The 23,805-nt window shown below is 39.1% G+C and carries 20 protein-coding genes; 5 read left to right on the forward strand and 15 right to left on the reverse strand.

Annotated elements, in window-relative coordinates; all coding sequences use genetic code 11:
* From IGI49_RS11790 to IGI49_RS11815, 6 genes are all read right to left on the reverse strand, one after another.
* Entirely contained in the window at positions 1–801 is an 801-nt protein-coding gene (locus IGI49_RS11790; protein WP_429964622.1) for an SDR family oxidoreductase, read from the reverse strand.
* 175 nt (positions 802–976) lie between these two features.
* Positions 977–2,035 (reverse strand): tyrosine-protein phosphatase, encoded by a 1,059-nt coding sequence (locus IGI49_RS11795; RefSeq protein WP_429964623.1) that lies wholly within the window; start codon positions 2,033–2,035, stop codon positions 977–979.
* Between the two features lie 16 nt (positions 2,036–2,051).
* Positions 2,052–2,864 (reverse strand): PTS system mannose/fructose/sorbose family transporter subunit IID, encoded by an 813-nt coding sequence (locus tag IGI49_RS11800; protein ID WP_207700793.1) that lies wholly within the window; start codon positions 2,862–2,864, stop codon positions 2,052–2,054.
* Positions 2,864–3,655, reverse strand: a complete 792-nt coding sequence (locus IGI49_RS11805; RefSeq protein ID WP_207700794.1) for a PTS mannose/fructose/sorbose/N-acetylgalactosamine transporter subunit IIC — start codon at positions 3,653–3,655, stop codon at positions 2,864–2,866. Before IGI49_RS11805 ends, IGI49_RS11800 begins: the two co-directional genes overlap by 1 nt.
* 12 nt (positions 3,656–3,667) lie before the next feature.
* Positions 3,668–4,132 (reverse strand): PTS system mannose/fructose/N-acetylgalactosamine-transporter subunit IIB, encoded by a 465-nt coding sequence (locus IGI49_RS11810; RefSeq protein WP_429964624.1) that lies wholly within the window; start codon positions 4,130–4,132, stop codon positions 3,668–3,670.
* Positions 4,113–4,550 (reverse strand): PTS sugar transporter subunit IIA, encoded by a 438-nt coding sequence (locus tag IGI49_RS11815; protein ID WP_429964625.1) that lies wholly within the window; start codon positions 4,548–4,550, stop codon positions 4,113–4,115. The genes IGI49_RS11810 and IGI49_RS11815 overlap by 20 nt, the downstream gene beginning before the upstream one ends.
* Before the next feature lie 183 nt (positions 4,551–4,733).
* Between IGI49_RS11815 and IGI49_RS11820 the strand changes: the two genes are divergently transcribed.
* Positions 4,734–7,565, forward strand: coding sequence for a sigma 54-interacting transcriptional regulator (locus IGI49_RS11820; protein WP_429964626.1), 2,832 nt, complete (start codon positions 4,734–4,736; stop codon positions 7,563–7,565).
* Between the two features lie 206 nt (positions 7,566–7,771).
* Here the strand turns inward: IGI49_RS11820 and IGI49_RS11825 are convergent, their stop codons facing one another.
* Positions 7,772–8,680, reverse strand: a complete 909-nt coding sequence (locus IGI49_RS11825) for a LysR family transcriptional regulator (protein WP_429964627.1) — start codon at positions 8,678–8,680, stop codon at positions 7,772–7,774.
* A 220-nt stretch (positions 8,681–8,900) separates the two neighbouring features.
* On the opposite strand from IGI49_RS11825, the gene IGI49_RS11830 reads away from it, so the two are divergent.
* Positions 8,901–10,172: a Rid family hydrolase gene (locus tag IGI49_RS11830; protein WP_429964628.1), complete on the forward strand. Its 1,272-nt coding sequence runs from the start codon at positions 8,901–8,903 to the stop codon at positions 10,170–10,172.
* A 105-nt stretch (positions 10,173–10,277) separates the two neighbouring features.
* Here the strand turns inward: IGI49_RS11830 and IGI49_RS11835 are convergent, their stop codons facing one another.
* The 5 genes from IGI49_RS11835 to IGI49_RS11855 all read right to left on the reverse strand — a co-directional run bounded on the left by IGI49_RS11835 (position 10,278) and on the right by IGI49_RS11855 (position 14,534).
* Positions 10,278–10,751: a GyrI-like domain-containing protein gene (locus tag IGI49_RS11835; protein WP_429964629.1), complete on the reverse strand. Its 474-nt coding sequence runs from the start codon at positions 10,749–10,751 to the stop codon at positions 10,278–10,280.
* Positions 10,752–10,807: 56 nt separating this feature from the next.
* Positions 10,808–11,674, reverse strand: a complete 867-nt coding sequence (locus IGI49_RS11840; RefSeq protein ID WP_429964630.1) for a helix-turn-helix transcriptional regulator — start codon at positions 11,672–11,674, stop codon at positions 10,808–10,810.
* A 36-nt stretch (positions 11,675–11,710) separates the two neighbouring features.
* Positions 11,711–12,658: a sugar-binding transcriptional regulator gene (locus tag IGI49_RS11845; protein ID WP_429964631.1), complete on the reverse strand. Its 948-nt coding sequence runs from the start codon at positions 12,656–12,658 to the stop codon at positions 11,711–11,713.
* Positions 12,659–13,269: 611 nt separating this feature from the next.
* The gene (locus IGI49_RS11850) at positions 13,270–13,875 is read right to left on the reverse strand and encodes a class I SAM-dependent methyltransferase (protein ID WP_429964632.1); all 606 of its coding nucleotides are present in this window, start codon (positions 13,873–13,875) and stop codon (positions 13,270–13,272) included.
* An 83-nt stretch (positions 13,876–13,958) separates the two neighbouring features.
* Positions 13,959–14,534 (reverse strand): SGNH/GDSL hydrolase family protein, encoded by a 576-nt coding sequence (locus IGI49_RS11855; RefSeq protein WP_429964633.1) that lies wholly within the window; start codon positions 14,532–14,534, stop codon positions 13,959–13,961.
* Positions 14,535–14,772: 238 nt separating this feature from the next.
* Between IGI49_RS11855 and coaA the strand changes: the two genes are divergently transcribed.
* The 3 genes from coaA to IGI49_RS11870 all read left to right on the forward strand — a co-directional run bounded on the left by coaA (position 14,773) and on the right by IGI49_RS11870 (position 19,278).
* On the forward strand, positions 14,773–15,696 hold the full coding sequence (coaA, locus tag IGI49_RS11860; protein WP_207700805.1) for a type I pantothenate kinase: 924 nt from the start codon (positions 14,773–14,775) through the stop codon (positions 15,694–15,696).
* 79 nt (positions 15,697–15,775) lie between these two features.
* Positions 15,776–17,344, forward strand: a complete 1,569-nt coding sequence (gene guaA, locus IGI49_RS11865) for a glutamine-hydrolyzing GMP synthase (protein ID WP_429964634.1) — start codon at positions 15,776–15,778, stop codon at positions 17,342–17,344.
* A gap of 284 nt (positions 17,345–17,628) precedes the next feature.
* Positions 17,629–19,278: a hypothetical protein gene (locus tag IGI49_RS11870; RefSeq protein WP_429964635.1), complete on the forward strand. Its 1,650-nt coding sequence runs from the start codon at positions 17,629–17,631 to the stop codon at positions 19,276–19,278.
* Positions 19,279–19,481: 203 nt separating this feature from the next.
* On the opposite strand, the gene IGI49_RS11875 is transcribed toward IGI49_RS11870, so the two are convergent.
* The 3 genes from IGI49_RS11875 to IGI49_RS11885 all read right to left on the reverse strand — a co-directional run bounded on the left by IGI49_RS11875 (position 19,482) and on the right by IGI49_RS11885 (position 23,747).
* Positions 19,482–21,458, reverse strand: a complete 1,977-nt coding sequence (locus IGI49_RS11875; RefSeq protein WP_429964636.1) for a P-loop NTPase fold protein — start codon at positions 21,456–21,458, stop codon at positions 19,482–19,484.
* A gap of 312 nt (positions 21,459–21,770) precedes the next feature.
* On the reverse strand, positions 21,771–22,868 hold the full coding sequence (locus IGI49_RS11880) for a hypothetical protein (protein WP_429964637.1): 1,098 nt from the start codon (positions 22,866–22,868) through the stop codon (positions 21,771–21,773).
* Between the two features lie 63 nt (positions 22,869–22,931).
* The gene (locus IGI49_RS11885) at positions 22,932–23,747 is read right to left on the reverse strand and encodes a toll/interleukin-1 receptor domain-containing protein (RefSeq protein ID WP_429964638.1); all 816 of its coding nucleotides are present in this window, start codon (positions 23,745–23,747) and stop codon (positions 22,932–22,934) included.
* Positions 23,748–23,805: the final 58 nt, after the last annotated feature.

Consider the following 23,805-nt stretch of genomic DNA (forward strand, 5'->3'; position numbering starts at 1 on the left):
CTAGCCTCTCGTTTTGCCGCCAGCTACATTTACGGTTACACCATCTACATAGCCTGAGCGATCAGAAAGGAAATAGGCCACTAAGTCAGCCACTTCAGTTAATTTTCCATCGCGTCCCAAGGGAATTGTTTTGGTGTTGGTATACCCTGCTCGAAGTTGTTCAACAGTAATGCCCCGCGTATAAGCCAACGCTGTTTCATATTCAATCGTTCGCAGTCCCGTTTCTTCCATGATTCCTGGAGCGATTCCCACCACACGAACTCCTTTTTTACCTAGCTCTTTGGCCCATGATCGTGTAAAGCTGTTCACAGCGGCTTTCGTTGCTGCATAAACGCTTTGACCTTCGGAACCTTCTAAGCCGCACTCGGAGGACATATTGATTATTACACCTGTGCCTTGTTTGACCAGTTCTCGTCCAACAGCCTGTCCCATTAAATAAACACCTTTTTGATTGATGTCGATCATTTTGCTGAAGATCGCCTCGTTGATTTCAAATTTTCCAGCTTCGGTTTGTTTCTCATCTACTAACAATGCTGGAATGTTAATACCGGCATTATTAACCAAGCCATCGATTTTACCAAAGGTTGCTACTGTCTTTTCAACAGTTTGCTGGACGGATTCAGGATCTGTCACATTTGTGGTGCTAAACAGAAGATTTTCGTGCTGGAAGCTGCCTTCTCGCAGATCGGCATTAACCACCTGTACACCTAACTCACACAACGTCTTGACAATTGCTGCCCCAATCCCTGAAGATCCGCCTGTTACAATCACTGTTTTACCTTCTATTTCTAGCCAATCCATTTTCGCACCTCTTTTACACATTTGTGATTTACATTTAACGTTTGTTACACTTTGTATTCTAGCCTCTTAAGAAAACGTTGTCAACAACTTTTTGCAATTTATTTAATTGTAATTCACATTTGTGCTGAAAGAAGCTAAAAAAATGACCAAGCTATTTGCTTAGTCATCGGCTTTTTTATGCGGTTAAATACAGGTTTTTCAATGCTTGAACTTCTTCTGAAGTAATTCCCAGTGCTGATTTTACGTAGTCTTCCACTGAATCATACTTCTCATCAATTGTTGCGAAGCTAGATTCTAAATAATCTCTTCGAGTATCGATCATCGCTTCTAAATAATCTAAGACATCCTGATTATCTGTATACTTGGCATATTGTGCCATCTTGAATTTGGTACGTTCTTCTCGAACATCTTGAGTAATCAAATAATCCTTGATAATCTCTTCACGTTCAACACCAATAATGGCTAAAATTAACGCAGCACCAAAACCAGTTCGATCCTTACCACCGCGACAATGCATAAAGGCTGGCAAATTTTCTTCCTTCAGCAATGCCTTCAGCATCTCCCGAAAAGACTCCTTAGCATGATCAGAAGTCACAAATTCACGATAATTTTTATGGAAAATAATGCCAGAACCATTTAATTCCTCTGGTGGTACCGCGCCATTCTCTAAATTCTTAACAATCAATTTATTTTCTTCTTCAAAGCTGACGACTGCCCCAGCCGCTTCGGAAACAGTTGAATTAGGATCACACTTGTAATAGTTTTTGACACTGGCAAAGGAATAATTAGGATTCAACTCCCTTTCCTGGTCGTTGCGGAAATCAATAATACTATGGAAATTTATTCGTTTCAGGTAAGTAATGTCGGCTTCCGTCAATTGACTCAGCTGATCGCCACGGTACAACAGCCCCCATTTCACCTGTTGGCCATCTTTAGTACGGTAACCACCCATGTCTCGAACATTAATTGCACCCGTTAAAGGCAGCAATCGTTCACCAAAGATCGGACTATTCACGGCTCCTTCTATTTGGTAATAATAAGGCCCCTGTTCCTTCTTTAATTCAAAAGAAAATGAAGCTGACGATGTTTCCGTTAATACTTGCGTTACTTCTTCGGGTGATTTACCCACTAGCAGCTGACAAGCTTGCTGGTCAGGATTCAAAAAGGTTACTTCACACTGGTCGCCTTCCCGATAAAAATCAATATCTGGTAAGGTATATGGTTGTTTTATCACTGATCGTCCTCCAATTTTATGCAAGAATTCCTAATACTGAAAGCAGCACACCAAAGACCAAGGTGCCAACGATGAAAGAAACGGCATGTTTCCCTTTAGTCTTTTTCAAGGCTAGGATAAAGCCCACTGTTAAAAGCATTGGTAAAAGGTTCGGCATGATTTTATCCAGCATTTCCTGAACAACAATTTCATTTTCACCAATTTTATAACTGATACCGACACTCATTTTAACTGTATTCACCAGCAAACCGCCTACGACAGTACAACCTAAAACATTTGCCATCGTAGAAATTCGTTGAATCATAGCACTACCGCCCGTAGTCAGCAAGTCAATACCTTTTTTATAACCATAGTGAACACCATAATAGCGCATCAAAATGTTGACTGAGGCAAACATTACCAGCATCAAAATCGGACCTAAAGCATTTTTCTCCAAGGCTAAGGAAGCACCGATACTGCCACAGATTGGCAGCCAAGTGAACTTCATTAAACTGTCCCCTAAACCGGCTAATGGTCCCATCATTCCTGTTTTCAAGGCAATAACTGATTCCTTCTCATCCTCACTGGTTTTCTCTTCCATGGCAATTACTACACCTGCGATTAAGCCATTCATAGTAGTCATGCCGTTGAAGAATTCCAAATGCCGTTTCATTGCCCGTTTTCTACCTTCACTATCCTCTTCAGGATAGAGCTTTTCTAAGCTGGGAAGAATGCTGTAAAGCATCCCTAATGTCTGCATACGCTCATAGCCAAAAGAAATCGAACCAACATTTGTTCGCCAAAAGGCTTTATTCAATTCTCTTTTAGTAATTTTACTTTCTTCCATCATTAGAGATCATAGCTCCCTTCCTCATCCTCTGATACTTGATTAACCGTTTGTTCTTCTGGAGCACTATTTTTCTGATTGGCTGCCAAATCATAGACCGCAGCTGCCGCAATTCCGATGAAAGAAACAGCTAAAAGTGGTAGATCCAAATAAGCAACTAGCGTAAAGCCTAGCAAAACGAAAACCCACATCCGGCCTTTTAACATCATAGTCAACAGCATAGCAATCCCAACTGCTGGAATCATGCTGGAGGCGGTACTCAATCCATTAATAATTGATTCTGGTAAAGCATTCAAAATATTTTCGACTGTGTCTGATCCTAAATAGATTGCCATAAATACTGGCACTGCACGGATCAAGAAGAGAAATGGTACTCCTTCATATTGAATAAACTTGATTTTACCGAAGTCGCCATTTTCAGCTGCTCGATCGGCTTGGTGAATAATAAAGCTGGCAGCGGTATTCCATAAAACTAATAATTGCTGACAAAGAATTGAGGCTGGAACCGCGATGGTGACTCCGGCAGCTACGCCCCCGCCAGTCAGGATTCCCATAGCTGTTCCTACAACTGCACCCGACACTACATCCGGTGAACTGTATGCCCCAACGTTTCCGACGCCCATCCACATTAACTCAAGTGTTGCACCAATTACTAAGCCTTGGCCTAAATCTCCTAATAATAACCCTACAACTGCCCCACATGGCAACGGTCTGCGCAACCCAAACTGTGGCCCCTTATCATCCAAGGAACAAATCCCAGCCCAGATTGCAACAAGAATAGCCGATTGTAACATCCCATTTCCCCCTTAGCTTAATGTTTCTTTTTTGTCTTTTGGTACCATTTGAATAAATACATCTACCCCATCTGCAATCATCGCATCCAAAGCAGCTTTTTCCTGATCTGTCACTGATACTGCTTTTGACAGGCGGTTGTTGCGTTCTTCGTTGTATCGAATACCACCGACGTTGACTGATTCTAATGACAAGCCGTTTTGGTGAACATCCTGAACATCAATCGGATTGCTGAACAGCAGCATGGTTTTCTTTTTGATTGGATTTTTCTTAACAATGGTATTGAATTGGCTTACTCCAAATACATGAACCTTTACATTGGCTGGTGCGGTCATCATCAAAACGGATTTTTGAACCGAGTCGTTTACTAACTTATCATTCACAATAATAATCTGTTCAATTCCATATTCATTCACCCAACCTGTCACTACCTGACCATGAATCAAGCGATCATCAATTCTAACTAATTGTATACTCATCTTCTTCGTCTTCCTTTCGTGATAAAATATCGTTCAATACGTTGAAGCTGTTTTGATGCGACTGACAAAGAATCTCCTTGATTTCTTCCAATGTCTTTTGTCGATTCACAAATAATTCCAGCAGCATTGGCAGATTGAAGCCGGTAATGCCTAAAACATTTTCCTTTGTCATAACGATTGTTCCAGCAACATTGCTTGGGGTTCCACCTAAAATATCAGAAAGCAACAGCACCCCATTTGAATCATCCACCGTTTCTAATACTTCCTGTAATTCACTTACTACAGCATCCAAATCTTTCTCCGGTGTCACCGCGATAGTGGCGACATTATCTAATTCTCCAATAATCATTTCAGCGCTTTTTAGTGCCTCCTGCGCATAATAACCATGACTCATTAATACGACTGCAACTTCCTTCACAGCTGATCCCTCCTCTTCGCTTTACTATAAAGCAAGTGCCGTGCCAATACGGATTAAGAACCGTATTCCCTCGACTCAGATGATAAAAAAAGCCGGTAGCTGATTGATAATCAATACGCTTTCCGTTAGAATGAAAAAAATAAGACGGATAACACGATTTATGAATACGGATAGGAGGAAATAATGAAACGGATCAATAAAATTCATACGCTTGTAAAAGAATATACGAAAAACATTCAGCGCAGTGATTTATCGGATAAAAAAGTCGGAATTACTTCGGTGGATCTGGCGGAGCAAACAGATATCTTGCGGAACAACGTTTCTCAGGATTTAAATCAGCTTCATAGGGAATTGAAACTGATCAAAATTAAAGGCAAGCCCGTACGCTATTTGGATGCGGAACAAATCGCTGTCCTGCTGGGTGGAAAAATCCAGTCCAAGGATCTATTGTTCCAGTCGGCGGCCGAATTACTGGAGGCTCCAGTCCAAGCAAACGATCAAGGCGACCCCTTCCGTTCATTGATTGGGGCCGCTGGCAGCTTATCCCCAATTATTCAGTCAGCGAAGGCCTCGATTCTGTATCCACCTTTTGGGCTGCATACCCTTTTGCTGGGAGAATCTGGTACCGGTAAGAGCCTATTTGCGGAAGTGATGTATCACTATGGACAAACCGAGGGCGTGTTTAAAGAGGATAGTGCCTTCATTCGTTTCAATTGTGCCGATTATGCTACCAATCCTCAGTTTTTAATGAGTATGCTATTTGGTACCCGCAAAGGTGCTTACACCGGTGCGGATGAGGAACGGGCGGGATTGATTGAGGCTGCAGATGGCGGGGTGTTGTTTTTAGACGAGATTCATCGGTTGCCTCCAGAGGGACAGGAGATGCTGTTTCATTTCATGGATCAGCACACCTATCGCCGGATGGGAGAAACGACCAATGAACGAACCTCCAAGGTATTGATCATTGGTGCAACCACCGAAACCGTCAGCAACCACTTGTTAACTACCTTTTTAAGACGAATTCCCGCGACAATTTGGTTGCCGAATCTGGAAGAACGGGGAGCCAAGGAACGTTTGGAATTGCTTGAATTTTACAGTCGACAGGAAGCGGAAAAGCTGCATTCTCCGGTGGAATTTTCTCGCAATGCTTTGTTCCTGCTGAGCTGTTACCCAGCAAAGGGCAACTTAGGCCAGCTGCGCAGCGATCTGCAATTGACAATTGCCCGGGCTTATTTAGAAACTCGGCAAAATAATTCTTCCCGGGTTCATGTCACTAGTAAAATGCTGCCAACGTACATTGTGCAGCGCAAGGAAGCCTTATCCCAAGAAAAAAGAAACCTAGTAGAAAAGCTGCTGCCAACGGATAAGCTGGTGATTTATCCTACTCCGAAGGAAAAACCTTCTGACCAACTAGTCATTGAACATGATTTTGTTAATTACTATTTGAATCAGCTACTGACCTCTAAAGGCAGTGTTGATTTAGAGCAGTTGTTCCATGAATATACCTTGGAAATTAGTAAAAACACCTTATACGAAGACAGCTACTCAGTATTGTTCGATCCTCTGACCCAAGAGATATCAGCAGTGCTGGCAGAGCTTTTAGTCGAGGAATATAAGCTGAATTTTGAGGAAAATATTTATTTGTCTTTGGCGTTGTTTATCCGAAATATTCAGCAGTCCAATGGTAAACGAGTGAATACAGTGTTCCCTGAGGATGAAATTCATTTATCCGATCAGGCAGTTAAAACCGCCAAAAAAATGGTTGAAATCATTGAGAAACGCTTCAATATCGTCTGTGATACCAATGAGCTGACCGTTTTAGCTACCATCATTCATACGTTGATTGAAGGACGGCAAAACCAGGAGATTCGTTTTTTAGTGGTGGCCCATGGTGAAGCTACCGCTACTAGCTTGGCCAATACGATCAACCATTTGTTGAATACGGATATTGTTTTAGGATTAGATATGCCTTTGACAATGAGTCCAACTGAAACAGTGGTAGAGATTGAAAAGGTGGTCAAAAGCTTCCCTTCCACTCACTCGTGGATTCTCTTTGTGGATATGGGTTCCTTGATTCAGCTGGACAAGCAAATCAAGCAATCAGAGGATCAGAATTTCTATGTAATGGAAACAACAGATATTTTGATTATTCTGGAAAGTGTCCGAAAGGTCCTGTTCACTTCGCGAACTGCAGAACACATTGTCGCAGATATCGCCAAAATGTCCGAACTGCAAAACGACAAGCTGCAGCGGAAAATCAAGGAGTACCTGTCGATTCGGATGAATCGGGTCATTTATACGGTCTGCTCTTCTGGCGAAGGGGTAGCCCTGTTTCTGGAAAAAATCATCGGCGACTTTTTGCGTGAGAACCACATTTATGATGTACAGATCATTCCATTGAACGGAACCCAGCAGGAAGTTGGTCAATTAATTCGTTCCACTTCTCAGGACAAAGAAGTGGTTAGTGTCATCGGCAGTATTGAACCCAAGAATCTAACCTCGCCGTTCCTCTCCTTGAATGATATTTTAATGGGACAAGGGCTGAATCAGCTGCTGTATCTTTTAGGAGAAGAACGAGCCCCAGCACAGAAGGAACATTCCATCGAGAAAGCGACTCAAAGTTTAGTTCTGCAGCTGTGTCAAGAAACCTTAGATAAATATCTGATGTACTTGTCAGCCAACAAGATTACACCTATGCTGATGCATTTTATCGAAGAGCTGGAAAAACAGCTGGAGGAAAACTTCAGCAACAATCTTCTGACTAAGCTGTTTATTCATACAGGGTGTTTACTGGAACGAATTCTTTTCAAGGAGCAGCCGCTGGCCATTACGCCAGAGGATGAGGACTGGGTAAAAACGCAAGGACGTGCTCTGGATGTCTTGCTGCAGGAAGCATTGAAACCGATGGAGGATTTGCTGCAGCTTTCAGTCAATCTACAGGAGCGGTATTATCTAATTCAACTGCTGTTAGAAAATTTTCCTCATTTAGTAGCAAAAAATGTGCTAACTGATTAATCCTGACGCTTTTTTGGGGGACTTGATTGAAGCAGAGCTACAGTTGTATAAGCGTAGAATAACTAGCCTTCGCAGCTATAGCTGCACTTTGTATCGCTCTCATTAGTAAGAAACTTTCGAATGAAGCTGGATCATCGTAAAAACAGGCATTGTCCTTTTATGATGATCCAGCTTATTTTTCGGAGAATGATCGCTTCCTTCGCAACCTATCGCTCCACAAATCTTACTCCATGAATTCCCTCTGGCTGAAGCTTGGATATATTCTCTAAAATAAATTCTGCGAATCGGCGTGAAGCCAGAGACATCGTTTGCCAGTTGCGCCAGCCAAGAGCAACCGTTCGCTCTGGTTGTTCTGTGATCTCAAGAATCGCTACCTTATCCTGCAAGCCAGCCAATGTCAAACTATACATAATTGACACCCCCATACGCCGCTGGATCATCTCCAGAATTGCAGAGTCATCATAGATTGTGTACTGAATGTTGGGTTCAAGCTGTTTTTGAGAAAAGGACTTCAATGCAACGCTAAACTCTCCTTCGTCTAAAAGGATAAAGGTCTCCTGTGCCAGCTGCTTTAAACTAATTTTATTTTCAGCAGATAATGGGTGATCCTTAGGCAAAACCGCCAACATCTCATCGTGATAAATCGGCTGTGTCTCTACCCCTTCGACACTATGGTGATTTAAAAACCCGAAATCAACCTGATCATTCTTGATCCAGCTGCCAATACTGGAGGACTCTCCTTGAAAAAGCTCAAAGCTGACCTGCGGATACTCCTGCTTGAACATTCCCATCAGCTGTGGCAGGAAATTTTTACTGACACTGTTAAATGCACCAATACGGATTGTACTGGCTTCTAAGCCATGCAGCTCCCGCTGCTTTTTTGCCAACTGTTTTTCAGCAACTTCGATCGCTTGCAAATAGGGAAAAAATTGTTCTCCGTCGCTCGTCAAGAGGATACCGTCTTTTCCTCGATTAACCAGAAGGGTGCCTAATTCCCGTTCCAACGATTTGATAATCTGACTGACCGCACTTTGAGAATAGCCTAATTTTTGCGCGGCCTTTGTAAAACTCCCAGTTTCGATCACTTGGCAAAACACACTGTATTTTGAGATCATTTTTTATCCTCCATTAGAATTGCTTATGGATGTATTATAATCATTCGTTTTACTATGGTAAAGAGGCTATTTATAATGGTGGTTAAATGAAAGGAGCCCTTGTATTAAAAAAGAGAATTTGATTCATCATGCCTATTCTATTAAGGTTTTTAGGATTGACCCTAGGCACGGCTACACTGAGGGCTCATCCACACATCACAGATCCAGAAAGGAAGTAATTATGAGTAAAGACAACGTAGTTTTAGCAAGAAACACAAAAAATGCACCAATGGATGAGTTAAGTTCACAGACTGTCGCTTTTTCCCATTACAATAATTTTTCAGCACAATTGCCGATTGACCCGCAAACTGGAAAATTAGTTGATGGCGGCTTCAAAGCACAAGCTGAGCAAGCTTTTAAAAATGTGGCAGCCATCGTCGAAAGTATCGATCATGTTATGAACGATGTCGTACGATTGACGATCTTTATCAAGGATTTTCGCGATTTAGATGCTGCGGACGAAGTATACCAAACGTATTTTACAAACTATTTTCCAACAAAAACAGTCGTTGCAGTCGACTCTTTGCCGATGGATGCACTGATTCAAGTAGAAGCCTTGCTCTCAAATGGTGAAGGAACGATTCCAGAAGCACCACAGGCAGGTGATTTAATTAAGCTGACCAATCACACTGAGACAGCACCTCATTGTGCTTTATCTAGTCAAATTGTCGCTTTTTCTCACTACACAAACCTGTCCGCACAATTACCGATTGATCCACAAACTGGTCGAATGGTAGCCGGTGATATCAAGGTACAGACTGTACAATGCTTAAAAAATATCAAAGCAATTTTAACAAGTGTTGATGTTCCATTGGATGATATCGTTAAAACAACTATTTTTGTTAAAAATTTGAGCGAAATGAAAGCGGTTAACGATGCCTATCGTACGTTTTTCCCTGACTCTGGAATCGCAAGAACGGTGGGTTATCTTCCGGCACGGACTGTCGTGGCAGTTAAAGATTTGCCGCTAGGGGCAGATGTGCAGATTGAAGCCGTGGTGTCTTATGGCGACGGCACGCCGCCGCAAGCCGTAGAGGATCGTCACGGATTAATCCTTGAAGCGAACAATACTTCTGCTGCTTGGAAATGTTCATTGGGCACACAAACCGTCGCCTTTTCTCATTATAATAATCTTTCGGCGCAATTACCGATTGCACCAGCTACTAATGAGATCGTTGCTGATGATGTAAAAGCACAAGCAGAGCAATGTTTAAAGAATATCAAAGCCGTAATCGAGAGCGTCGACCATGTAATGGAAGATGTAGTGAAGGTCAATATTTTTGTGAAAAACATGTCAGATATGACTGCGGTAGACGAAGTATATCGGACATTTTTCCCAGAAGGTACGCCTGCCCGTCGCGTCGTCGGTGTCAGCGAGCTGCCAAAAGGCGCGTTGATTCAAATGGATGCGATTGTTGGCAATGCCGAAGGAACTCCACCAATGGTTAACTAGAAATCCTAAACACGGAAGAACAAATTTAAAGACAAGAAATTTTGCTGTAAAACCAAAATTTCTTGTCTTTATTGTTAACCAACGAAAGTTGTCACTGTTCTATTTTTACTTAGATTCATACACTAATTCTAAAATTGTTTCCTGTTTTTCCGGCGGAATCTCTTCATCGCTCAAATAATATTCGTAGGAAATCCCTAAAAATTTCCCGCCGATGTTTTTGATTTCCTGAAGCATCTCCAAGTAGATCCCAGTCATATCTTCATAGCGGCCAACATACAGTGCAGATAAAGCTTGATAAGATGGCAAGTAATAGCAATCTACTTCACTAGGAACTTCTACTTTTTCCGCAATTGGAAACCCAACCTCCATCTCAATCGCATTTTCATCAAGCTTTCCTTCGTCCTCCATATTCTTATAAGAGACAAATGGTGTACTTAGAATTCTTATTTCTTCTTCCTGCAACAAACCACCTAATTTCATGAAGGTGGGGCCGATAATTTTGGGGATTTCCTCAACTCGTACCGTAAAGGTTTGTGAGACAATCCATTGATCCGGTTTAGCAATTTGTTCAAATGTCATAGCTAGCGCCTCCTTTTGCTTAATCATAACGGATCAAAGTGCCAGAACCTGTCATATTAAAGTTGATTTTCTAAAAAAGACTGTGTATATGCTACGACCTTCTCCTTTACCCATTGCGGCTCTAGAATCTGGACATTTTTACCCAGTGGCAGCAAAAAGCGGTATAAATCATCGAAAATGGCAAAATCCATCGTTGTTTCGAAGCTGCTATCAGGATTATCCACCAACACAAGCTCGGAAAATTCATCATAACGTTTGTAGGAAATCCGTTTACTGAAGCGCAGCTTAACCGTAATTTTGGGAAAGTCTAATTCTTCCGGCGGTAGTGGAGATACGAGCCTAGGCCCAAAAACCACTTGTTTTACCCTTCGTAAAGGATAAACCTCCCAAGCGTCTTTAGAAAAATGATAGGCTAACAAATACCAAGTTTGATATTTATACAAAATACGTTTTGGCGCTGCCCGAATCAAGCGGGTCTGACCATATTCAGTGTAATAGGTAAATTGAATTTCCTGCTCATTAAATAAGGCGTGCTTCAATTTCGCAAAGGTCTCACTGTGAATCGAGCCTTCTTGACTCAAGTCCACCGAAAGCCAATTGCTCCAATCGTAAACACTTCCCAGCTTCTCCATTAGCTCTTCGGTATCAGCCAAACCGATCGATTGCAGTAAATGCAAGGCTAAAAGCAGGTCATCCTGTTCCTCTTCCATCAACGTATTATCTACATGAAAAGATTCATCCAAAAAAATCCCGCCGTTGCGTCCCTTGATCGAATAGACCGGCACACCCGCCAAGCTCAAGGCATCAATATCTCGATAGACTGTCCGCGGAGTCACTTGGAATCGTTCTGCCAGCTCGTTAGCAGTAACTTTTTTGCGATTAAGCAAAATTAACGTTGTTTGCAGCAGCCGAATCACCTGCATCGCCGTTCCTCCTTAAAAAGAAAGGGTAGGATTTTCCTACCCCTCAAGTACTTTCCTCGCTGTTTCCTCCGTCGTTACTAAAACATTAATGTATTCACCCTTCAAGGCACTGGCGATTGCTGGCGCTTTGTCCACCATCGAAGCAATCCCAATGCGGTAAGGCGTCCGTTTCAGATCACTGATGTCAATACCAATTAAGCGATCATCCAATTCGTTTTCAATGTGCTGGCCTTCTGAATTGTAGAAGCGGGAAACCACGTCCCCAATAACTTTTTTACCTTCCAAATAAGCCAAAACATCTTCACCATAGAATTGTTTCCAGCTTTCGCTGGCCTTCAAGTTAGGACTGCCAATGCCTAAAATAGCAATATCCAGCTTGCGCCAATAATCAATCAACTCTTGGTTGAACTCATTTTCCATTAGAGCCTTTTTCAAGGCGATCGTTTCTGGAAAGGCAGGCGAATCAATCAGCAGGGCTCGACCATTCATTTTTTTCGACGCTTCGTAAGAAATGGTGTTCACATGATAGTCACTGATTAGCCGACCTGATGGCCCACCAATCATTGGAATACAAGTAATATTTTTCACTGTGTAACTTCCTAAGCCTTCGGGAATTGCTGACATGGTTTCTCCCCAGGAAAAACCAATTATCATGTCATCCGCTAAAATCTCTGTTAAGTACTCCCCAACACCACTGGCTAAGAGCTTGTCCTTTTGGGTCCGATTTAACTCCGGTGCAGAGGGTACAATGACTGCTTTTTTTAACCCGTACTTCTCCTGCAGCTGCTTTTCTAAATCATAGGTGCCTGCTTTATCATAATTAATGGAAATCGTAACGATCCCTTCATTTCTGGAGCGCTTTAGCAGACGGCTGATGGTACTGCGGTGAATATTCAATTCCTTGGAAATCTGACTTTGATTCTTGTCCTCCTGGTAGTACATCTCGGCAATTCGAACCAGCAGTTTATCTTCATCTTTATACATCGTTCGTTTCCCCCAAATCTAAACAGCCTAACAATCACATTTGTGAAATAGTTTGATTTAATGTGATTATACCGTTATTACTTCTAATCCTGCAAGCCTTTCTCACTAATTGGTAAAAAGAAATTTGCCTGCTGTGTGCTTGAGAGCAGCTAGATCCTCTCACGCATATCATCGTACTAAACTTCTCTATTAGATTATCTGCTCTTAATCGACAGTCCATTTTTGTTTTAACGTAACTGCGAAAAGTACGACTGATAGCTAGTTCCTCTTTAAGAGACCGTTTTTCCAAAGAGCGGAAAAATGGGTCTGATCCTCTCACGCATATCATCGTACTAAACTTCTCTATTGGATTATCTGTTCTTAATCGACAACCCTTTTCTGTCTTAACGTAACTACGAAAAGTACGACTGATAACTAGTTCCTCTTTAAGGGACCATTTTTCCAAAGAACGGAAAAATGGGTCTGATCCTCTCACGCATATCATCGTACTAAACTTCTCTATTGGATTATCTGTTCTTAATCGACAACCCTTTTCTGTCTTAACGTAACTGCGAAAAGTACGACTGATAAAAAAAGCTGCCGTAAATTTTCTCCATTTACGGCAACTCTGGTTATTCTTTCCTACTTCTTAAGATATAATACCCTTTATCCTTGGAAACAATCTCGGCATTACCGAAAATCTCTTCCATTTTCTTCTTGGCACTTGGCGCACCCTGTTTCTTTTGGATCACGGCTGTTAAAGTACCACCGATTTTCAGCAATGGTTCTGCATCAGCCAAAATCTGATGCACCACCTTTTTACCTGCACGAATCGGTGGATTGGTGACGATCGCTGCATAAGCATCCTGATGCAGTTCTTCATAAATGTTGGACTGATGAATGTCCGTTTGCTCTTCTAGCCCGTTGCGCTTGGCGTTATCCTGAGCCAAAGCTACTGCACGATTATTAACATCAATCATTTCCACCTTGCGGCCTGTTCCATAGGCCAAAGCCAGACCAATTGGACCATAGCCGCAGCCAACATCTAGAATCGATCCTTCCGGCAACTCGTTATTGTCGAATTGCTCAATTAATACTCGCGAACCGTAATCAACTGTTTGACGGGAAAACACACCACTGTCTGTTACAAAGTGAAAGTTCCTGCCCATCAGCTCAAAGGACCACTGCTCTAGATCGTGAGCGGTCTCAGGATTTTCTGAATAATAGTGATTGCTCATTGTTTCTCCTTAATGATTAAAATTTTTACTCGTTTGATGTCCGACCATTCTGGCTGATCCACATTAACATCAACGTTCAGCATTTATATAGTCAATAATTTATTTTTGATATCTCTGGCAATTAAGGCACCTAAGAAGTGGTACCCTTCATCAGATGGATGCAAGCCGTCATCCTGAAGGAATTCCTTCGGTGCGGGATAAATTGTCATGTGATGATACAAATCAATCACATTAACACCCATATCTTTCGCTACTTGCTTTGCCATTTCAGCATATTCCTGCTGGCGATCATTGCTAGCTTCGATGCGGATTTCTGTGTTCACATAGCCAGGAGTTAACACGATCACCTTCTCTGTGGAAAAAGCACCAATCAATTTACGTAGATTGTCGCCATAAACGTCAATCGGGTCTTTGTATTTAACCGAATCATTCGTGCCAAAACAAATCACAACAAAGTCAGCATTGGCTGCCACTACTTCGTCTAAGCGTTCCAACCCCTCAGCGGAGCCTTCTCCTCGTTTGCCAAACTCCAAAATCTCATAACCAGGAAATCCCATGTCTGCCAGTTCGTTGACCACGTACTGATTGAGAATATCACTAGTTTCACCATTCATCAAGCCTGTCATTAAGCTGTCGCCATATAAAGCAATTGTTTTCATCACGTGTGCCTCCTCTTTTCTACTATGATAGCACGAAGTCGCCAATCATACTCTTCTGGTGACCAATTCTAAAAAATAGATGAAACTCCCTGATTTCCCATAGCTTTTCGGTGTTTTTTTCCGTTAAAATGACGTATACATCCTTTTATAGAAGAAAAAAAGGCGGTTTTCCTGTAAAACCCACCAGAAAACCGCCTTTTTGTGATAAAATTAAGCGCAGTTATCAAAGGAGGCCGTCATGAAGGACAAGATCAATTACTATCGTATTCCGCGGGAACAGTGGCAAGATTTTTATACCAGCGGACATACCCCTTTGACCGAAGAAGAATTGGAAAGTATTCGAAGCTTAAATGACCGCATCTCCATGCAGGATGTGGAAGATGTCTATATTCCATTGTGCCATTTAATTCATTTATACAAAAAAGAGGCGGAATCCTTGAGTTTGAGTAAAGGACTTTTCCTGCATAAATACGTGAAAATGCCGCCATTTATCATCGGCATCGCTGGAAGTGTTGCCGTCGGAAAAAGTACCACTGCTCGACTGCTACAAACCCTTCTAGGTCGTTTGTTCAAGCATCAACGAGTCCAGCTGATCACTACGGATGGCTTTCTTTACCCCAACAAAGTCTTAGAGGACCGGGGAATTATGGATCGCAAAGGCTTTCCTGAAAGCTATGATATGGAAAAGCTGATTACTTTCTTGAACGAAGTTAAATCAGGGCAGGAAAACATTCAAATTCCGATTTACTCCCATAATGTTTACGATATTGTTGAGGGGTCATACGAAACCATTCATCAGCCGGATATTCTAATTGTTGAAGGAATCAATACCTTGCAGCTGCCGGCTAACCAGCAAATTTATATCAGCGACTTTTTTGACTTTTCAGTCTTTGTCGATGCTGATTCCAATTTGATTGAGAAATGGTATTTGGAACGTTTTGAGGCTTTGTTGGACACGGCCTTCCAGGACCCAGACAATTACTATTATCAATATGCCATCGGTGATCGCAAAGCCGCTCTCGAAATGGCAGAAGATGTATGGCAAAAAGTGAATTTGGTTAATTTAGAAGAGTATATCTTGCCAACACGCGGCCGAGCTGATATTATCATGCACAAGGCCAAGCATCATAAAATTGATGAAGTCTATTTACGCAAGTATTAGACCACCTTATTAATTCATGCAAAAAAAGCCGAGCTTGCTCTGCTTTTGAAATAAAACTATAAGAATAGAGGGAATAATTGTGACAAACGTTGCCAACGAAATGACTGACGTTGAAAAAATCATTGTGCTGGACTACGGTAGCCAGTACAACCAATTGATCACTCGTCGTATCCGTGAATTCGGTGTTTTCTCAGAACTAATGAGCCACCGCATCACTGCTGAAGAAGTAAAAGCTATGAAGCCAAAAGGAATTATCCTTTCCGGTGGACCGAACAGTGTCTATGATGAAGGTGCCTTCTCGATTGATCCAGCAATTTTTGAACTGGGTATTCCAATCTTGGGAATCTGTTACGGCATGCAGTTGATTACTTACAACCTAGGCGGAAAAGTTGAACCAGCTCAAAACCGTGAATACGGAAAAGCATTACTGGAGGTTACTTCTGATGATGCTGTCTTATTCGAAGGCACCCCTAAAGAGCAAACGGTTTGGATGAGCCACGGCGACCTTGTTACTCAAGTACCCGAAGGCTTTGAAACAGTTGCAACCTCTGCTGACTGTCCAATTGCTTCAATTCAAGATACATCTCGCAACTTCTATGGTATCCAGTATCATGCAGAAGTGCGTCATTCCGAATACGGAAACGATTTGCTGCGCCACTTTGCTTACGAAGTTTGTCATTGTAAAGGCGACTGGAGCATGGACAACTTTATCGAAATGCAAGTCGCAAAAATCCGCGAACAAGTCGGCGATAAGAAAGTTTTACTTGGCTTATCCGGCGGCGTAGACTCATCTGTTGTTGGTGTGCTGCTGCAAAAAGCCATTGGTGACCAATTAACATCTATTTTCGTTGACCACGGTTTATTACGTAAAAACGAAGGCGAACAGGTAATGGAAGCTTTAGGCGGAAAATTCGGCCTGAACATTATCCGTGTCGATGCCAAAGACCGTTTCTTAAACAAACTAGCTGGCGTTTCTGACCCAGAACAAAAACGTAAAATCATTGGAAATGAATTTGTTTACCTATTTGATGATGAGGCAACTAAACTAGCTGGTAAAGAAGGCATTTCCTTCTTAGCTCAAGGAACCCTTTATACCGACGTAATCGAATCCGGTACCGAAACAGCTCAAACCATCAAATCTCACCACAACGTAGGTGGATTACCAGAAGATATGCAATTTGAGCTGATCGAACCATTAAACACTTTATTCAAGGATGAAGTCCGCGAACTAGGAACTCAGCTTGGCATGCCAGACTCAATCGTATGGCGCCAGCCTTTCCCAGGACCAGGCTTAGGTATCCGTGTCCTTGGCGAAATCACTGAAGAAAAACTAGAAATCGTCCGCGAATCAGATGCCATCCTGCGTGAAGAAATCGCCAATGCCGGCTTAGACCGCGACATCTGGCAATACTTCACTGTCTTGCCAGGCATCCGTTCAGTTGGCGTTATGGGTGATGGCCGTACCTACGATTACACAATCGGTATCCGTGCAGTAACCTCAATCGACGGCATGACTGCCGACTTCGCTCGTATCCCATGGGATGTCTTGCAAAAGATTTCTGTGCGGATCGTCAATGAAGTGGATCATGTGAATCGGATTGTGTATGATATTACGAGTAAGCCGCCTGCTACGGTTGAGTGGGAATAAAAGAGTAAGTGAAGTTGAAGCCATAACATTGATTTAACAGCATTTCTGTTGTTGTATAATGGATAAAATAGAGCTAAATTTACTATGTTCCCCACCAGAATCCCCACCAACTAAATCAATAACTAGCTGTATATTTAGCTTAAAGAGTCGGAATACTAAAGTATTCCGGCTTTTTTTAATTATTTTTAGATTGAAATATTCAGCTTTAAAAAAATTAAAAAGTGAACATAAGTTCTTTTAGTGATATAATAGAATAGAATTTTAATTTTTATCAGGAGGTCTCTATGCAAGCTTTATTAAAGAAAACTGATTGTAGACTGCTTAATTACAGCACTGCCGTAAAGAATGATGCTAACTTCCACTTTCTATTACCATTACTCGAAAAAGATAGAAAAATCATGCCGGATGAGAAGTCTCTATCCTCTAAACAGTTGGATATTCTCAAAATGCAAAAAGAAGAATTAATCAAAGTCTGTACCAATGAATGGGAAGCAATAAATAATATTCCAAAAATCAATAGTGAAAAAAAAATAAAGTGCAGTTTGTGTGGTAGACCTGATTTAGTAGAATTATTTGATATCAAAAATATATATACAGAGCAAGTTATTACTATAGGTGGAACCTGTATAAATAACTTCAGTGCATTAAAAAAGGCCAATCGTTTGGTAAATAATGCTAAAGAATTAGCGCGTTATAATGAACTTTTAAAATCTATCCCAAATATTCGAGAAATTTATTACCAAGGAGATTTTATCAACTCAACAAAATATATTTTGCCTCAGAATTACATTGATGAGTTTAAATCTATTGAAAAAAAGCTAAAGACCTATGTAAGAAGATATGTAAAATTCGGTTCTAACAAAGCCAATAGTTATCTTGAAGCTAGCGACTTAGAAGAACAACTTAAGGCTTTTTCTTTATTACGCAAAGAAATCAATGAATTTCCTAACAATGACAAGGGCGAGCTTATTTTTCTACCACGTTCTTTGGCTATTAAAATCGAAAACGAGCAGCCTAATGCAAAAGAAATTATAACCGCAACACAAAGAAACAACGGTGTCATTTCACCCCAAATTGCTCAAAACATTGAAACTATAAACTTCTTAAAGAGTTACACTAATCAACTGAATAATAAATTGGCCCCAGAAGCTTTTGTTGATTCTGTTGATCAGGGTGTTTTCATAATTTCCATTACTTATAATAAGAAACCTGTTTTGATGTCAATTTCTTCGAAATTATGTATGAGAGACATAATTTATAGTAATGAAAGAATTTTTGATTTCAAATTATTCTTTACAAAAAATTCAGATAAATTCACTTTGTACAACTACGTGTCAGAGCAAATTTTAAGAGACATAGCCAATGATGTGTTTATCAAGCATTTCAAATACAGAACTTACTACCCAACTCCAAACGAAATCGTAAATAGTATTAAAACATATTCGAATAAAGTTTATAATTCTTCTAAAAAAGAAATACAACAGACCCTTAATCAATTAGTGAATGATGGTTATATGTTTGCTAACGATGAAGAAACTTTCATTCGAAGAACTGTTAAAGAGATCAATCAAATGAACTCAAAAAGCTTATACTACAATAAAACACGAAAAATAATGCAAACGTTCTCTCCTATAGATATTGCCCGAGGAGACTGGAAAGTCCTTAAACTTAAACCGATACAACTTACAAAGGAAGAAAGCGAAAAACTCTTGAAAAAGGTAAATAAAGTTCTATCTGAAGTAAATCTTTATAAAGGCTTGAATACTGACAATATACTAGACATTGCTACTAATGATTTAATCTACATTGCAAAGTATAATCTATTCTTTGATAATACTAAGATAGCTGAAAAAAAAATCCAATGCTATGAAACAAAAAGTATGCCTATCAAAGAATATCTTGCTCATATAATTTCGGCTATTATGGAAAAATAACGTATTATTGGTATTCAATTGAAAAATTCTATCACAAAAATGTAGCCGGTCTTGTAGTACTGAATTATCTAAGTATTTTGGACTTTAAGTGGTTTTATACAGCAAAAATTCAATTTCCATACACTTTATTTTAATCCTTATTACACTAAAAAAGCCTATAACGCTCTGTGTATAGGCTTTCTTAGTAACACTACTACTAAAATCTAAAGATCGGTTCTTGTAGTTTTTCCATTTGTATAGAAAAGGGGAGTATCATATTTGGCAGATATTACTTGCAATCTTCCAGAAATTAAACCAATCATCTCCCTATCAAATTGTTCTTCTATATCTTCTGAGTTTCCTGGATCAATTCGACCCGTATATAACTCTAGCTTATCTATTTCTTCCAGTTTATTATCCAAACTATTATTCTTTACAGTTAAAATTCTATATAGCCTCCAAAATAATATAAAATCTGCATCATCTAAATCCGATACCCTACTCTTGATAGTTTCGTCCCAATCCTTAAATTCAATCCAATGGTTCTCCTCATTGAGAACTAACATGGATAAAAGATAGGCTTTTTTCTTCTGTTCTTGATATTTTACTTTATCTACTACGATTTCTATTATTTGTTCTTTGAATAATTCAAGCACCTGTTTGTGTTTTAAAATCTGATAGAAATTATAAAGATGTATTTTTTGAGATAAATCAAAGTTCTCCAAATATTTTTCTACAAAATATTTATTTATATAGACCGCTTGTTCGTAATTAGTATCAAATGTCAAATAAGATAGATCTCTATTGACAATTTCATCAATAAACCAATTGGTTAAATCAGACATTTTTCCCTCTCTTAAGAGCTGAAATACCAGTTCTTCTATCCATTTGATTTCATCATTTACAAACAGTTTTTCTCCTCGTATTAAACTACTCGCTACTTGATCATGCCGAGTATGTGGCCACCACTTTTTATATTTTGCAATCATGAAACCATAAAAATCATCTGTTCTCGCTCCATGATCTATAAAGCTTTTTCTAATTTGTGTATCGTCATTCAAAATATCTAATGCCTCTTTCATTGACAAATTCGAAATGCTTTCAAGTACAAAATAACCTTGTTCGTTGCTTCTGTATCCCTTGGGATATTCTTCGTTGTCATCTAGAATTTCATAAATTATTTTCTCAAACTCACTTTTGAATATTTTATTGTTGGTGTGTGAATAATACAACCAATTTGTATTGTTATCACCATCTGTTTCTTTAACAGTATAATCTGGAAGCCAACCAGCAAGCATCTTTTTGTAATAACGTTTGTGAAAGAGGTACAGATAAATCAACAGTAATTGTTGGTTTACTTGGACATGACCGAGCTTCTCACGTTCGAAAAATTCAAGATTTACATAATCATTGAAATGGACTTGTTCACGGATATTTCTATTTCCATGAATAAATAGACTTTTCAAATCATCCTTTATCTCAAAATCAAGCATCCCTTCTAACTCACTAAAATAGGAATCCCAAATTCTTTTTGGATGTAAAGAATAAGGTAGCTCAATATACCGATCAATAATTTTTTGCAAATAGTTATCTTCATTCATAGAAACTTTTGTAAAATCTCCTAAAAAAACTATCGGTAATTTACCATTCAAAGTATTGAATAACTTATATGCCTCTTGTTGCTTATCAAAAGATACTCTATCGAAATCATCAATTATCAAAACTTTATTTTTTATTGCCTTTCTTTCCCAAAAGATCAATTGCCTTTTAAAACCATAATTAAAGAACAGATCAGACTTAACTTTAAAAAATTGCCACACTGCAACAACCCCACCTATTTTGAGAACCCACCATAATTGACTATCACGAAATATTGATTCAAATCCCAAATTAACGAAATCGGTCATCAAAATAGAAATCACAACGCAAAGTATTACGAGTATTTTAAAAAAGAATGATCTAAATCTATAAAAATTATTGAAAGCAATATTCGTAACGGTTCGTTCATCTTTTACGTTCCATAAATCAAGATATACAAATTTTAACTTTGTTTTAACACTAGCTAAATTTTCTACTTGCTTTATAAAATCGGTCTTGCCGCTACCCCAAACCCCATTTAGAAAATAAGTTTTATTTTCAGATAGAAGCTTCAAAAAATTATTAGCTGCCTCTTCTGTGTCTATCGTTTTAATTTCTTTCAATTTAAGCCCCCATTGCAGCGTCTCAACTAGACATCATGCTTTTCCTATATTTCCTTTTCTTATCTAGCTCTAATATTCTCAACACACACAATATATCCCGCGAAATCCCCTCAGCGTTTTCGTTCGTACGATGACCTAAGTTTTTCCATCCAATCTCCATTTAACTCCAATTCAAAATATTTCATAGCTGTCTTTATTGACTTGAATAACTCTTTATTTCCCTCAATTTTCTTCCACGTTTTTTATCTGTCCTCTCTAAATTTAATTTATATGAAGGATTACCATTCACATAAATTAAACCTAATATTTTTTTCAGTGCACAACTAACTTAATACCCTCTAACAATTCGGTTGTCTTTAATCCGTCAATTCTTGTATCTCTCCATTTTGGAGCTAAAAAATTGTCTTGCCAAAAAATACATATTTTTTCGTTCTCATCTACAATCTCTACAACATTTGGATATTTTTCTCTTTGAGTAGTAATCTTAGTAACTGTGTTTAGTCCTAAGATAGCATCAGTAGCAATAGCTATTAATTCCTCGTTAGATAAACCATTCCTATTTAGCTTAATGTAAATTCTATTCCCACCAATAGCAGATAATTCCTTTGCTTCCTGAATATATTTAGATAGATGGTAATTGATATTTTTATATTTCCTAAACATCCACTTTCTTCTTAAGAGTACCCTGCAATAATATATATATGACCTTAGCCTGTTCTTCCGATCACTAAATAATATTTTTCTCTCAATTTTTATCATCTCTCTAGCTAAGATAATTATTGGTATATTTATTATCCAAACCAATGGTTCTAATCCAAATGACAACCAAAAATCTAGCGTGAAAATGTCATCAATATTCTTAACAAATTGAGCAAATGAACTAAGAAGCATATACAAAGAAATACTCACTAAAAAGAAATTGAAAAAATTAGAAACAATCTTCGCATCGTCCATATGATCTGCAATGGTTTTAAGCAATGCGAGAACTATTAAGACAAATACTAATATCATTTCTAAAATAACAGGTAAGGTGTATGAAGAGTTAATAAATAAGGGCACTACAGCAATACCGAATAATTCTGTCTTTTTATTACGTGCCAACTGTTTAAGGTCTGTTTCTTTTAAATACTCAACAATTGGATATACCGAAAAAAGTAGAACAATCGAATAGTCTTTTATATACCATAGAGATATCCCTAGCTTATTTGTATACACGAAATAGTAAGCTAGTACTAAATAAATAAGATTAGCTACTAATATTACAATTGAAATCGGATTTAGAAGAAGTTCTATTGTATACTTGATAACATCTCTTAAAGAATCTAAAATACCATTTTTTCTTCCAAATAAGACGATTAACAATATAGCAATTAGAATCCAATATAAGATTGCTTGCTCTCTAGTACTCAATTATTTTACTCCTTCATTGCTGATGAAAAATATTAGTCTTTTAAAAAACGAATTATTTTACTTTTAAACGGACTCAATAAAATCCACATAAACATTACGGCATACCCCAACATCTCGAAAATCTTTCTGCTCGCTTGCTTTTAACCGGAAGCGAACCTTGTCTCCTTCTTCAAATTCTCCCTGTGTTGTCCAAATGAACAAGAATTGCTTTTTCTCAGTTGTCTCAATATCATCTAATGGTTTTAAATATTCAGGTAGGATATTCTTAGGAAGTTTGTAACAGTAAACTTTTCCTTTATTTGCTCCCATAACATCTCTTTTTTCTCCTAGTACAGTCTCAAAGAGGTCATCATCTTCTACAGGACGTAAAGACTCACTCTCCAATAAAGCTTCATTCATCTGCTCTTGAATTGGCTTAATATACATAATGGGTTGTAATTTAACAGACCCCGGCCAAGAAACATCGGCACTTGAGCTGATTTCTTCTACTAAATAAAATAGATCTTCAGCCTTGAACTGATCTCCCGCAATCAAACTTAACTGATCTGAACCAAGCGCTCCAACTATTTTTCCCACGTCAAAATGAGGCAGCGCCACGGGATAATGTTTTTCACTCATCATCCAGGATGCTCCCATCTCATTCAAACAAACCACACTTTCGTAATAATTTTGCGACAGCAAATAAAGCATGATTGGTCCATCTGTTAATTCGTCTTTTAGGCGTTCAAAAATTTTTTCACCATACTTAACACCAGTAGCATACATCGAACTACAGAAAATATCTTTTTCTCGGAAACCAAAATTTTTAAGTAGTTCTACAAAAATTGTTGCATACGCTTGATCCTTGCTTGAATGACTGATAAATACTTTCTTACCCATCTCCTATACCTCGCTTTGACTTCCCCATATAACAAGTGTTATTCAACTTGGTTTATTT

This window comes from Enterococcus sp. AZ071 (assembly GCF_050499065.1).
Lineage (GTDB): Bacteria > Bacillota > Bacilli > Lactobacillales > Enterococcaceae > Enterococcus_A > Enterococcus_A ferrettii.